Genomic DNA, 12,332 nt, shown 5'->3' with positions numbered 1-12,332 from the left:
ACCGTTCCGGCAGGCGGAGGCTAGTCCTGGGCCTCCCAGGGGTTGCCCTCGACGGACGGCGCCATCTCGCCCACCGACACCCAGGTCACGCACAGCTCCTCGGGATCGGTGTGCAGGGTCAGGCGCTCCCCGGGAGCGTCCACCGGCACGTACCAGTTGGCGCCCGTCTCGGCCGCGGGAAGGTCCAGCTCGATCCAGGCGTCGCCCAGCAGAAGCTCCGCCTCGGTGTCCTCCTCGGCCGTGTAGCCGATGGTGACCACCTGCTGGACGCCGCCGTAGACGCGCACCGGCCACGACAGGCCGCCGCCCCAGGTCTCCATGCACTCCTCGGCCGGCCCCGGGCCGAACACGTACCCGCCCTCGCCCGGCCGCGCGGTGACCAGGTACCCGGCGTCGTTGAACACGTAGGCGGTGTCGGACTGCTCGGGTGCCCGCATGCGTTCGGCGACGTCCGGCGGGGCCAACGGCGCCAGCACCCACGAGCTCAGCCGTCGGGCGCCGTTCCACTCCAGGACGATGTCGCCGGGAACGGGCCGCGAGTACAGGCCGCCCTCCTCCGGCACGGCCGCCACGGAGTTGCGGACCGTGTCCAGGTACCACTGCAACCGGTCGCCGTTGAGCGTTCCGGCGTAGGAGTGCGTGGAGTATCCGGCCGCGACCGCGTACACGACCGTGGCCAGGACCGCCGACACCCGCGCCGTCCCGCCGGGCCGCGCCCGGTAGGGGTGCGGGGGCGTGCCCGCCTCCTCCGGGTCGGCGGAGGCGTGGTCACGCTCCTCACGGGTGGGCAGGAAGGCCAGGGCCAGGCACAGCGCGAACACGAGCGCGGCGTCCGCGACGTACCTGGGGTCGGCGGCGGCCACGTCCTGGAAGCGGCCGCGCGCGATGATCGTCGGGATGATGTCGGCGCACAGCAGGTAGCCCAGCAGCAGGACCCACGCCCGCCAGGAGCGGCGGCGCCACCACAGGCTCGCCAGCACGATCCCCGCCAGGACCGCCCAGGAGCCCAGCACGACCCAGCCGCGCGGGTCGACGAGCCCTCCGGCCGGGGTGACCGGCCCCCACTCCAGCGGACCGCCCAGCGCGCCGACCGGGAAGACCTCGGTGAGCAGGCCGCGCAGCATGGCGAACGCGGGCTCGCCCTCGGGGACACCCGCCCCCTCCCCGGAGTCGCTCGCGCGCGTCCGCACCAGATACAAAACCGTGTACCCGACGAACAGCGCGGTCATGGCGCCCCAGAAGGGACGGCGGACGCGCCAGGCGCGCCGGGCCGCGTCGGCCGGGCCCCCGGGGTGGAGGAAGGCGACGACCACGGCCAGCAGCAGGGGCGGCAGGAACATCGCCTTGACGGAGAACAGCATCCCGAACACCACCGAGGCCGCGGCGAACCACCCCGCGCGCTGGTCCCCGGTGCGCACGTGGCGCACGGTCCACAGCAGGGCGAGCGCCGTCGCCAGCTGCAACGGGACTGCGTTGAGCGCGGCGGACCACCAGCCGAGGACGGGGACGGTCAGCGGGGCCAGCGCGAGCACGGTCAGGGGGATCAGCAGGGCCCAGCGGCGGCCGAACAGCTCCCACAGCACGCGGAGGAACACCGCGACGGAGAGTGTCTGGAGGACGAGCATGACGCCCGCGCTGATCCACCAGTCGAGCGGCCAGAAGGCGGTCTGCAGGTAGACCAGGAACAGGGCCCCCGGCATGAAGTGGCCCTTGTGCAGGTCGAAGAGGTAGGCGGGGGTGAGGTCGGCGGTGTCGGCGGCGGCGAAGAACAGGAAGTCGTCCTCGACGAAGTAGGACGCGTCCAGCACGTGGATCCGCAGGGCCACGGAGACCGCGATGATCGCCGCCGCGGCCAGGACCAGCCGGTCGCGCGCCAGGGCGCGGACGAGACCGCCCGCCCCGGACAGCGCCGCGGTCGGGGAGGTCCACCACCGGGGCGGCTCGTCCCCCCGGCGTACGCTGGGTGCCCCGGTCGACGCCTCCGCGGCGTCCCGCGCGCCGGAGGTGGGGGAAACTGGCGGCATGGGTACCCTCCCGGCCTAGGTTGGCCAACCCGCGAAATGGGTGCCAGAATACAACACGTTCCACTTTTCCTCTCGAACAGCCGAACACACCTGGAAGACCAGCCACAGCACGGCAGGAACATGATCCAGTCCATGCGTGACGCTTCGGGAGCAGAGCACTGTGGGGGTGATGTCGGTGGGGCTCGAACAGGTCCGCCGCGACTGGACCCGGCTGGGTTCCACCGAGCCGCTGTGGGCGGTGTGCGTGGACCCGGCCAAGCGCGACGGAGGGTGGGACGACGACGAGTTCCTCGCCTCGGGGGCGGCCGAGATCGCCCCGGCCATCGCGCGCCTGCGCGAACTGGGCATCCACCCCGACACCCGCCGGGTGCTGGACTTCGGCTGCGGCGCGGGACGGCTGTCCAACGCGCTGGCCGCGCACTTCGACCGCGTCGTGGGCGTGGACATCTCCGCGCCCATGCTCGCCGAGGCGCGCCGACTGGACCGCTCCGGGGGGCGGATCTCCTTCGAGCTCAACGAGCGCCCGGACCTGTCCGCCTTCGAGGACGACTCCTTCGACCTCGTCTACACCGACCTGGTCCTCCAACACCTGCCGCCCGACCTCGCCGACGGCTACCTGCGCGAGTTCGCCCGGGTGGTGCGGCCCGGCGGGGCGATGGTGATCGGCGTGCCCGAGTCCGAGCGCCGCACGTTCAAGGGGATGGTGTTCCGGTACGCGCCGTTCCCGCTCATCCGCCTGGCCCAGCGGGTGATCCTGCGGTACCCGGCGCCGATGCGCATGCACACCCTGAGCACCGACCGCGTGGCCGCCCGGATCCCCGGCGGGCGGATCGTCGCCTCCGACGAGTACTGGGGCGGTGACCACTGGCGGCACCTGCGCCACTTCATCACCATGGACGGGAAGGACTCCGGATGACCCGCCCCGACGGCACGGTCCCCTTCCGCGCGACGCTCGGCCGGTCCGTCACCCTGTTCTCGGCGTTCCGCAAGGAGCAGACCGACCCCGCGTTCTTCTACGGGCTGCTGGCCCGCGACACCGTCGCCCAGCTGCGCTCGTACACGCCGCTGGACGGACGGGTCGTGGTGGACGTGGGCGGCGGGCCCGGCTACTTCGCCGACGAGCTGCGCGCCGCCGGGGCGCGCTGCCTGTGCGTGGACGCCGACGCCCACGAGATGCGGCTGCACGGGCGCGAGGCCGACACCCACGGTGTGCAGGGCAGCGCGCTCGACCTGCCGCTGCGCGACGGTTCGGTGGACGTGTGCTTCTCCTCCAACGTCCTGGAGCACGTCCCCGACCGGGTCCGGATGGCCGACGAGATGGTGCGGGTCACCCGGCCGGGCGGACTCGTGTACCTGTCGTACACCCTGTGGCTGTCCCCGTGGGGCGGCCACGAGACCTCCCCCTGGCACTACCTGGGCGGCTCCTACGCTGCCGAGCGGTTCGCGCGCAGGAACGGGCGGCGGCCCAAGAACGACTTCGGGCGCACGATGTACGCCGCCTACGCCAGGGAGATGCTCGACTGGGCGCGGGGGCGGACCGACGCCGACGTGGTCGACATCCGACCGCGCTACCTGCCCGCCTGGACGAAGCCCATCGTCCACGTGCCGCTCCTGCGCGAGATCGTCACCTGGAACCTGCTGCTGGTGCTGCGCAGGCGGTGAGGCGCGGCTACCGTCTCACCCGGCAGTGACCGCTTCCGGACACCCGAAAACACCGATTCGTACTGAAACGCAGTCAGCACGTACGGTAGCGTTCCGTTCGCCCCATCTCCCCGAGCCGAACAGGAACCCCGTGTCCACCGGGGTGAACCCCATCGAAGCGATGAACGAGGCCGAACAGGCCGAGGAGCTCGCCATCCGATCCGTCTCGGCGGCACCGATGCTCGAGGAGATCATCGACGACCTCAAACCGGTGGTCTCCTCCTACGTCGTCTCCGGCCTGTACGGATTCGACAACAGGATGTACGTCAACATCAGCCAACTCGCGCAGAACTCCGTGAGCCTCGCCCAGAACGTCCAGGGCGCCGATCTGGTGATCGAGGCCACCGACCACGAGAGCGCGGACGAGTTCCACGAGGGCCTCGACCTCCTCGACATCCCCGTCAACTTCTGACCCCCGCCCCGGATAAGCACCCCTATGACCACGGATTCCGACCCCGTACTCGGACTTCCCGGTGACATCGACGCCGACCCCGAAGCCATCAGGACCGGCGCGGACGCTCTGAACGACCTCCGCCTGTACATCACGGGACAGACCGAGGAGACCGACGCCCGGTTCCGCAACGCCGCGGGCGAGTTCACCGACATGATCGCGTGGGATATCAGCACGGCCGCCGCGGACGAACTCATGCTCTGGGAGGACACCACCCAGGCCCTGACCTACGGGACCGGCACACTGAAGCAGTGGGCCCAGGACATCGAGGACTATCGCAGCAGACTCACCAGCGTCCAACAGCGGTTCGACAGCGCCGTGGCCGAAAGGAAGGCCGACGAATCCCTCGACCTTCTCAGGGACCTGCTCCTGGAGGAGCATCGGGGCTGCTGGGACACCCTGATGGAACAGGCCCAGGAAGCCGGTGACTCCCTCAGGAACGGTCCTTCGGCGGACGCGCTGGAACGCATGGTCGAATCAGGACTACTGTCCGGCACCCGGGTCTCCTACTTCGGCGACAACTATCCCGGCATGCTCCCCGAGGGACTCCCCAGCCCGGAGGACCACCCCGAGATCCTCCACGATCTCGACGGAATCCCGACAGTCGTACGCGACAAGCTCAACCGGGACCTCCTCGAGGACGAGATCGCCCGGTTGGAGAAGGAGGTCACGGACGGGGAGGAGGACCTCGACGATGCTCGAGAGGGTACGGACCGTCCCGATGTTGAACTGGACGCCTCCCTCGCGAGCGATGACCTGAGCGAACTCGAAGGGGAGCTTGACACACTGCTCACGCTGCGCGAGAACTTCAACGACGAGAACGCCGACCGGTACCTGCTTGCCCTGGACACCGAGAACCGCGGGCGCGCCATCGTGTCCAACGGCAACCCCGACACGGCCGACAACGTCGCCACCCCCGTTCCGGGGACCAACAACACGTGGCAGAGCGTCAACGATCAGACGAACCGAGCCGACGCCCTCATGGAATCGGCCTCCAGCGCGGACCCGAGTGTCGACCATGCCGTCATCAGCTGGATCGGATACGACGCGCCCAACTCCGCCGAGGCGGATGGCCCCGGACGAGCCGAAGGTGCGGTAGACGAACTGAGCAGCTTCCAGGCCGGGCTACGGGCCACACACGAGAACGCGTCGCCGTCACACAACACCTCATCGGACACAGTTACAGCTCCACTGTGGTAGGACACACCGCACCGAGTGACAGTGGGCTCAGCGCCGACGGAATCGTCCTGGTAGGCAGCCCCGGAGCCAACGCCGACCACGTGTCCGAACTGGGATTCGCCCCAGAGAACGTCCACGTCTCGACAGCGGAGAACGGCGGCATCTCCAGCTTCACGGAACTCACTCACGGCGCCGACCCGACCAGCCCCGAATTCGGAGCGACAGAGTTCGAGTCCAACGAAGGGGCCGATGGCGGCCAGTGGCCTCTTCATGACGCCCACTCCGAGTACTTCGACCAGCCCAGCAAATCATTGAGCTACATGGGCGAAGTCATCGCGGGACAGAATGAGGAGCCAGGAACATGATCCGTCTCAAACGCGTGGTCTGCGCCGTAGTCCTGGTACTAACGCTGCCTGGCTGCGGGGGCAGGATTCCGCTGGAGGAGACCATGACCCAGGACGAGGCCTATGAACGCGCCGAGGAGCACATCGCTGGCGCCGTGGCAGTGCTCCCCGAGACCGTGGTGCTGTCGTCCCTGGGAGGCGACCTCTCCAACCCCTGCTTCGACACCGTGGACGGAGGTGCCAGCGGTATCGCCGCTGTTGGCCGGACCTACTGGCTGCGCGAACTCCCAGTCGAGGACAACGAAGCCAACGTCGACCTGCTGTACGAGTACTGGACCGCCAACGGCTACCAGGTAACGGACGACGGACGCCCGGACGATCTAGCGGTCTTCGTCGAGCACGAGGAGGACTCCTTCAGGATGTCCGTCCAGTCGAGCGTCCAGGGCAGTCTCTCCATCAGCTCCTCCTCGCCCTGTGTCTGGCCCGAGGGCACTCCCAACCGCTGACCCACGAACACCCGGCCGGGACGCTCCCCTGACCGGGCCACGGCCTGCCCCGGTGGTACGCCATCAGTCCAGTCCGCGCAGCGCCTTCCTCGGCGACCGCGCGTGCCGCCACATGCCCGTGAACGGGCACTCCTCGCGCCGCAGGTCGATGGTGAAGTCCCGGGCCGAGGCCAGCCCGTCCAGCTCCTCCCACCTGATCGGGGTCGCGACCGGCGCCCCCGGTCTGGCCCGCACCGAGTACGGGGCGACCGCCAGCTGGTCGCGGCCGTTGCGCAGGAAGTCGACGAACAACCGCCCCTCGCGGGCGTCCTTGCGCACCTTCGTCGTCAGCTCGTCCGGACGGCGTCCCGCCACCCGGTCGGCGATCGCCCGCGCCAACTCGCGCACCTCCTGGTCGTCGACCTCCGGGCGCAGCGGCGAGTGGATGTGCAGGCCGCGGGAGCCCGTCGTCATGACGTAGGCGACCAGGCCGAGGTCATCCATCACCTCACGCGCGTCCCACGCGGCCGACCGGCACGCGTCGAAGGCCCCCTCACCGTCCCCGGGCGGGTCGAAGTCGAGCACCATCCGGTCCGGACGGCCCAGGTCCGGTTCCCGCGACGACCACGTGTGGAGGGTGATCGCCCCCTGGTCGGCGCACCACACCAGCGCGGCGGCGTCGTCGCAGACCATCATCTCGCCGGAGTCGACCTCCACGGTGCGCACCCAGTCCGGGGTGGAGGGGTGCTTGACGAAGAACCCCTCCCCGTCGATCCCGTCGGGGTACCGCTCCAGGGCGACCGGACGGCCGCGCACGAGCGGCAGCATCAGCGGAGCGATCCGCTCGTAGTAGCGGGCCAGCTCCTCCTTGGTCGGACCACCCGCCCCGAAGAGCTCCTTGTCCGGTTTGCCCACCTCCACGGTGCGCCGACCGGCGCGTACCTCGGTCGCCATCGCCCCTCCCCCGTTCGGAGCCGGTGCGCCTCGTCTACCCCGACCGCGAGCAGTGGAAACGCCGCCTGATCAGCCCCTGAGCAGGGCTCGGATCCGATCCATGTACGCCCGCCCCTCCTCGATGCTGGCGAACCGCGGCGGCTCGGCGGGCATCTCGGGCCGCCTGTCGAGCGGCAGCCGGAGGACCAGCTCCCGGAACTGGGCGTGGATCCTGTCGCACTGGCGCTGCGTCTCGGCCAGGAGGCGCTCCTCCTCCGCCACGCGACGCTCCTCCAGCTCGCGCCGCTCCTCAGGTGTGCGTGGCCCCGCGCTCCCGCCGGACCGAAGTCCGAGCCACCGCCTCAGCCCCATCGTCCACCTCTCCCACCCGTACCTCCGAAGGGCGTCCACCGTAGCGCTTCCCGACATGTGTGATTCGTCAGGGAGCACAGCACGCGCGTGGGGTAGTCTTCCGTCCGATCCCTCCCAGAACCACGGAGTCCCCCATGTCCGAATCAGGTGTGAATCCCGTCGAGGCGATGTCCGAGGCCGAGCAGGCCGAGGCCCTCTCCGAGGCCATGGTCTACCTCGGCACCGACCTGGAGGCCATCACCTCAGAGCTTCGGTCCGCGGTCTCCGAACACGTGTCTCCGGGCGTCTCCGACTTCGAGGACACGACCCTGGAGCACATCAGCCGGGTCGCGCAGAACGGCATCAACCTCGCCCAGAACGTCCAGGGAGCCGACCTGGCGATCACCGACACCGACCACGAGAACGCCGAGGAATACCAGGAGGGTCTGGAGGCCCTCGACATCCAGATCAACTTCTGACCTCTCGCCCACAGCGCGAGCCCGGACCCCGCCTGCGCCCGGACCCTCGGAGACACCCCCACCATGACCGACATCGCCGACCTCTCCCTGGGGCTGCCCGCCGACATCGAGGCCGACGTCGCCGCGATCCAGGCGGGAGCCGACGACCTCGACCAGCTCAGACAGACCATGCTCGGTGACGCGAAGACGGCGGACACCAGCTTCCGCTCCAGCGCGGGTGAGTTCACCGACCTCATCGCCTGGGACATCGTCACGGCCTCGTCCACGGAACTGATGGCGTGGGAGGAGGCCACGAAGGCACTGACCTACGGAGCCGCCACCCTCCGTCTGTGGGCGAGCGACGTCGAGGACTACCGCACCGAGCGGGCCAGGATCCAGCAGCGCTGGGACGAGGAGTACTCAGCCGCCCAGTCCGCCGTCGACGACTACTCCGCCGGTGACTCCATCCTCGGGTCCGGACTCAGCGAGTCCCTGAGGGTCGAACGGCTGGAGAACCTCCGCGAGGAGTTGCTCGGCGAGCACTCGGGGCACTGGGAGACCCTGATGGAGCGGGCCGACCAGGCGAAGAAGGACCTGCGTGACGGCCCCGGTCAGGCCACCCTGGAGCGGCTCGTCGAGTCCGGCCTCCTCACCGGCGCCCAGCTGGGCTATTTCGGGGACGCCGTCCCGAGCATGGTCCCGGACGAGTTGACCGGCGACGAGGACCCCGCCGTCGTCAATCTGTGGTGGACCTCCATGACCGAGGAGGAACAGCGGCAGGCGATGGAGGACCACGCCGATCTCCTCCGCGAGCTCGACGGTATCCCCACGACCGTCCGCGACCAGCTCAACCAGGAGTACCTGGACGACGAGATCGCGCGGTTGGAGGAGGAGATCACCGACCAGCGGGAGGAGCTGGACGAGGCCCGGGAGTCCCTGGGCGTCCCCGGCGGGGAGGTCGGGGTGTTCAGCGCGAACAGCGACCTGAGCGAGCTGGAGGAGCGGCTGGACACGCTGACCGCTCTGCGGGACAACCTCAACGACGAGAACGCCGACCGGTACCTGCTCGCCCTGGACACCGAGGGCGACGGGCGCGCGATCGTGGCCAACGGCAACCCCGACACAGCGGACAACGTCGCCACCCTGGTTCCGGGCACCACCACCACGTGGCAGAGCATCAACGGTCAGATCAACCGGGGCGACGCCCTCCTGGAAGCGGCCACCGACGCGAGCGAGAGCGGCGACCACGCCGTCATCAGCTGGATCGGATACGACGCGCCCAGCGTCACGGAGGCGGCCTTCGCGGGCAGAGCCGAGGGCGCGGTCGACGAACTGAGCAGTTTCCAGGACGGACTGCGCGCCACCCACGAGAACACGTCGCCCTCCCACAACACCGTCATCGGACACAGCTACGGGACCACGGTGGTCGGTCACACCGCGCAGAGCGACGGCGGGCTCGACGCCGACGAGATCGTCATGGTCGGCAGCCCCGGAGCCAACGCCGACCACGTCTCCGAGCTGGGGTTCGCCCCAGAGAACGTGCACGTGTCGACGGCGGAGAACGACGGCATCACCAACTTCACCGGGTTCACGCACGGTCCCGACCCGACAGAACCGGACTTCGGAGCGACCGGGTTCGCGTCGGACCCGGGAAGCGAGGGTGGCCAGTTCCCGTTGGGGGACGCCCACTCGGAGTACTTCGACCGGAACTCGTCCTCCCTGGAGTACATGGGCCAGGTCATCGCCGGTAAGCACTAGGACACGGAGCACATGAACCCACGGACGTACACGATCTGCGCCATCGCCCTCGCACTGGCGGTGAGCGGCTGCGGCACGACTGGCGACGGGAGCACAGCGATGAACGAGACCACCATCACCCAGGACCAGGCGGCCACGAAGGTCCAGGAGCACATCGACGCCGCCCTGACCGCCCTGCCCGAGGAGGCGGAACTCGAGACCCGGCGCGGCACCCTCTTCGCCGCCTGCGACGACCCCACGGACGGTGGTTCCAGGGACCGTGTGACCGTCAGCGAGACCTTCTGGATCCGAGGGCTGCCGGTCGAGGACAACGAGGCCAACATCGAGCTGATGCACGAGTACTGGACCGGCAACGGCTACCGGGTGATGAGGGACGAACGCCCGGACTCGCTGTCGGTCACGGTCGAGCACGAGGAGGACTCCTTCCGCGTCGGCGTTCGGACCAGCGACGAGGGGAGCCTCTCCATCAGCGCCTCCTCCCCCTGCGTGTGGCCCGAGGGGACGCCCTCCCGCTGACACACGAACGCCCGGCCGGGGGCACTCCCCCTGGCCGGGCGTTCGGGAACCGGGCGCGAACTACTTGCGCTTGTTGATCTCCTCGGTCAGCGCCGGGGCGACCGTGTGCAGGTCGCCCACGACACCGAAGTCGGCGAGCTCGAAGATCGGCGCCTCGGGGTCCTTGTTGACCGCGACGATGTTCTTCGAGGTCTGCATACCGGCGCGGTGCTGGATGGCACCGGAGATGCCCAGCGCGATGTACAGGTTCGGGCTGACCGTCTTACCGGTCTGACCGACCTGGAACTGGTTCGGGTACCAGCCCGAGTCGACGGCGGCGCGGGACGCGCCCACGGCGGCGCCGAGCGAGTCGGCCAGGTTCTCCACCACGGAGAAGTCGTCCGAACCCACACCGCGGCCACCGGAGACCACGATCGCGGCCTCGGTGAGCTCCGGGCGGGCGCCCTTCTCCTGCACGACGCGCTCGACGACCTTGGCGGTCTTGGCGGCGTCGGACAGCTCCACGGAGACCGCCTCCTCGGCGGCGGCGCCGGCGGCGGCCTCGGCCGGGACGGAGTTCGGGCGGACCGCGATCACGGGAACGCCGGTCCTCACGCGGGCGTGCGTGACGGTGGCGCCACCGAAGATGCTGTGCTCGGCGACCAGCTCGGCGTTGACGTCGACGACGTCGGTGAGCACACCGGAGCCCAGCTTCACGGCGGTCCGACCGGCGACCTCCTTGTTCTCGGCGGTGGCCGAGACCAGGATCGCGGCGGCGGACTTCTCCTGCGCCAGCTTGGCGAGCAGCTCGGCCTTGGGAGCGACGACGTAGTCGTTCAGCTCGGCCGGAGCCACGTACACCTTCTCGGCGCCGAACTCGGCCAGCGTGGCCTTGCCCGACTCGGCGCCGTCACCGACCCACACCGCGGCGGGCTCGCCGATGCGGCGGGCCGCGGTCAGCAGCTCGGTGGTGACCTTCTTGACCTGTCCGTCGACGTGGTCGACGAGGACGAGGACCTCAGCCATAATCCTTGAACCTTCCTGAGTCTCTCGCCTGGCCTACACGAACTTCTTCTCGGCGAGGAAGTCGGCGATCTTCGCGCCGCCGTCGCCCTCGTCCTTGATGATCGTGCCCGCGGCGCGCGGCGGCGCGGCGGCGAAGTCGACGGTCTCGGTGGTGGCGTTCGCCAGACCGACCCTGCCGGTGTCGATACCCGCGTCGGCGGCCGACTTCTTGTCGACCGGCTTCTTCTTCGCCTGCATGATGAGCTTGAAGGACGGGTAGCGCGGCTCGTTGATCTTCTCGACCACGGAGACGACCGCCGGGAGCTGGGCCTCGACGACGTCGTAGCCGTAGTCGGTCTGACGCTGGATCTTGATGGCGCCGCCGTCGACGTCGACCTTGCCCGCGAGCGTGAGCTGCGGCAGGCCGAGGTACTCGGCGAGCGCGGCGCCGACGACGCCGGTGCGCGCGTCGGTGGACTCGGATCCGAGGACGACCAGGTCGTACTCGATGGTGCCCAGGGCCTGCGCGAGCGCGTAGGCGGTCTGGAGCGCGTCCGAGCCGTGGAGCGCGTCGTCGTTGACGAAGACGGCCTTGTCCGCGCCCATGGACAGGGCCTTGCGGATGGAGTCCGTGGCCTGGTCGGGGCCCATCGTCAGGATGGTGACCTCGCCGCCGTGCTTCTCCTTGAGCAGGAGCGCCTCTTCGATGGCGTACTCGTCGAGCTCGTTGATGACGCCGTCGGACGCTGCTCGGTCGAGCGTCTTGTCATCGGCGTTGAGCTTCCGTTCGGTCGCCGTGTCCGGGACCTGCTTGACCAAAACGACAATATTCATGGCCGGTGGCCGACCTCCCTGCACTCCATGATCCGCCGTGCGGCGGAGCGGACGCTGGCGCGCCCCGTACTGCCAACAATGCCGAATGCCGTTCGGTCATCCGACGGCGGGTCCGGCGTTCACGTCAACCCCGTCCCGCGGTGTGCTCTATACCCAGATGTTACTGGCTAGTAGCTTCACAACCAACCCGCGCCCCCCGGATCAACTTAGGAATACCTCACTCGCCCGGGAGCGCGGAGCCCGGGGGCCCGGAAAACCACGGCTCCACCTGGCCTCACGAGCCTCCGCGGACAGGTTTCCCCGTCCTCCACCAC

The 12,332-nt window shown here is 69.6% G+C and carries 14 protein-coding genes; 9 read left to right on the top strand and 5 right to left on the bottom strand.

The window, feature by feature from the left end; genetic code table 11:
- Positions 1-20 precede the first annotated feature (20 nt).
- Positions 21-2,024, bottom strand: coding sequence for a hypothetical protein (locus tag DVR05_RS00915; RefSeq protein ID WP_116243845.1), 2,004 nt, complete (start codon positions 2,022-2,024; stop codon positions 21-23).
- 136 nt (positions 2,025-2,160) lie between these two features.
- On the opposite strand from DVR05_RS00915, the gene DVR05_RS00910 reads away from it, so the two are divergent.
- The 6 genes from DVR05_RS00910 (at position 2,161) to DVR05_RS00890 (ending at position 6,205) form a co-directional block, all read left to right on the top strand.
- Positions 2,161-2,940 (top strand): class I SAM-dependent methyltransferase, encoded by a 780-nt coding sequence (locus DVR05_RS00910; RefSeq protein WP_369974479.1) that lies wholly within the window; start codon positions 2,161-2,163, stop codon positions 2,938-2,940.
- Positions 2,937-3,686 (top strand): class I SAM-dependent methyltransferase, encoded by a 750-nt coding sequence (locus tag DVR05_RS00905; RefSeq protein WP_116243843.1) that lies wholly within the window; start codon positions 2,937-2,939, stop codon positions 3,684-3,686. Before DVR05_RS00910 ends, DVR05_RS00905 begins: the two co-directional genes overlap by 4 nt.
- A gap of 130 nt (positions 3,687-3,816) precedes the next feature.
- Positions 3,817-4,137 (top strand): hypothetical protein, encoded by a 321-nt coding sequence (locus DVR05_RS00900; protein WP_232831908.1) that lies wholly within the window; start codon positions 3,817-3,819, stop codon positions 4,135-4,137.
- Positions 4,138-4,161: 24 nt separating this feature from the next.
- Positions 4,162-5,376, top strand: a complete 1,215-nt coding sequence (locus tag DVR05_RS27690; protein WP_255422957.1) for an alpha/beta hydrolase — start codon at positions 4,162-4,164, stop codon at positions 5,374-5,376.
- Positions 5,370-5,720: an alpha/beta hydrolase gene (locus DVR05_RS27685; RefSeq protein WP_255422956.1), complete on the top strand. Its 351-nt coding sequence runs from the start codon at positions 5,370-5,372 to the stop codon at positions 5,718-5,720. The genes DVR05_RS27690 and DVR05_RS27685 overlap by 7 nt, the downstream gene beginning before the upstream one ends.
- Positions 5,721-5,803: 83 nt before the next feature.
- Complete coding sequence (locus tag DVR05_RS00890; protein WP_198658981.1) at positions 5,804-6,205, top strand: hypothetical protein; 402 nt, start codon at positions 5,804-5,806, stop codon at positions 6,203-6,205.
- Between the two features lie 63 nt (positions 6,206-6,268).
- Here the strand turns inward: DVR05_RS00890 and ligD are convergent, their stop codons facing one another.
- The gene (gene ligD, locus DVR05_RS00885) at positions 6,269-7,138 is read right to left on the bottom strand and encodes a non-homologous end-joining DNA ligase (RefSeq protein ID WP_116243841.1); all 870 of its coding nucleotides are present in this window, start codon (positions 7,136-7,138) and stop codon (positions 6,269-6,271) included.
- A gap of 69 nt (positions 7,139-7,207) precedes the next feature.
- Complete coding sequence (locus DVR05_RS26475; RefSeq protein ID WP_157982371.1) at positions 7,208-7,399, bottom strand: hypothetical protein; 192 nt, start codon at positions 7,397-7,399, stop codon at positions 7,208-7,210.
- 224 nt (positions 7,400-7,623) lie between these two features.
- Here DVR05_RS26475 and DVR05_RS00875 point away from each other — a divergent pair, with 224 nt between their 5' ends.
- From DVR05_RS00875 to DVR05_RS00865, 3 genes are all read left to right on the top strand, one after another.
- On the top strand, positions 7,624-7,947 hold the full coding sequence (locus DVR05_RS00875; RefSeq protein WP_116243839.1) for a hypothetical protein: 324 nt from the start codon (positions 7,624-7,626) through the stop codon (positions 7,945-7,947).
- A gap of 63 nt (positions 7,948-8,010) precedes the next feature.
- Positions 8,011-9,684, top strand: coding sequence for an alpha/beta hydrolase (locus tag DVR05_RS00870; protein WP_116243838.1), 1,674 nt, complete (start codon positions 8,011-8,013; stop codon positions 9,682-9,684).
- Between the two features lie 12 nt (positions 9,685-9,696).
- Positions 9,697-10,200 carry a hypothetical protein gene (locus DVR05_RS00865; protein ID WP_116243837.1) on the top strand — a complete coding sequence of 168 codons (504 nt, stop codon included), beginning with the start codon at positions 9,697-9,699 and terminating at the stop codon, positions 10,198-10,200.
- A gap of 60 nt (positions 10,201-10,260) precedes the next feature.
- On the opposite strand, the gene DVR05_RS00860 is transcribed toward DVR05_RS00865, so the two are convergent.
- On the bottom strand, positions 10,261-11,205 hold the full coding sequence (locus DVR05_RS00860; protein ID WP_116243836.1) for an electron transfer flavoprotein subunit alpha/FixB family protein: 945 nt from the start codon (positions 11,203-11,205) through the stop codon (positions 10,261-10,263).
- Between the two features lie 33 nt (positions 11,206-11,238).
- Entirely contained in the window at positions 11,239-12,018 is a 780-nt protein-coding gene (locus DVR05_RS00855) for an electron transfer flavoprotein subunit beta/FixA family protein (protein WP_198658980.1), read from the bottom strand.
- Positions 12,019-12,332: the final 314 nt, after the last annotated feature.

It is taken from the genome of Nocardiopsis sp. FIRDI 009, assembly GCF_003386285.1.
Taxonomy (GTDB): Bacteria; Actinomycetota; Actinomycetes; order Streptosporangiales; family Streptosporangiaceae; genus Nocardiopsis.
The sequence above is the reverse complement of the archived record's forward strand: the minus strand, read 5'-3'. Positions and strand labels throughout refer to the sequence as shown.

Bases quoted from the DNA above. Each gene is read 5' to 3' on its own strand.
- DVR05_RS00865 (WP_116243837.1), top strand. From the start codon at position 9,697: ATGAACCCACGGACGTACACGATCTGCGCCATCGCCCTCGCACTGGCG.
- DVR05_RS00915 (WP_116243845.1), bottom strand. From the start codon at position 2,024: ATGCCGCCAGTTTCCCCCACCTCCGGCGCGCGGGACGCCGCGGAGGCG.
- DVR05_RS00855 (WP_198658980.1), bottom strand. From the start codon at position 12,018: ATGAATATTGTCGTTTTGGTCAAGCAGGTCCCGGACACGGCGACCGAA.
- ligD (WP_116243841.1), bottom strand. From the start codon at position 7,138: ATGGCGACCGAGGTACGCGCCGGTCGGCGCACCGTGGAGGTGGGCAAA.
- DVR05_RS00875 (WP_116243839.1), top strand. From the start codon at position 7,624: ATGTCCGAATCAGGTGTGAATCCCGTCGAGGCGATGTCCGAGGCCGAG.
- DVR05_RS00860 (WP_116243836.1), bottom strand. From the start codon at position 11,205: ATGGCTGAGGTCCTCGTCCTCGTCGACCACGTCGACGGACAGGTCAAG.
- DVR05_RS00905 (WP_116243843.1), top strand. From the start codon at position 2,937: ATGACCCGCCCCGACGGCACGGTCCCCTTCCGCGCGACGCTCGGCCGG.
- DVR05_RS27690 (WP_255422957.1), top strand. From the start codon at position 4,162: ATGACCACGGATTCCGACCCCGTACTCGGACTTCCCGGTGACATCGAC.
- DVR05_RS00870 (WP_116243838.1), top strand. From the start codon at position 8,011: ATGACCGACATCGCCGACCTCTCCCTGGGGCTGCCCGCCGACATCGAG.
- DVR05_RS00890 (WP_198658981.1), top strand. From the start codon at position 5,804: ATGACCCAGGACGAGGCCTATGAACGCGCCGAGGAGCACATCGCTGGC.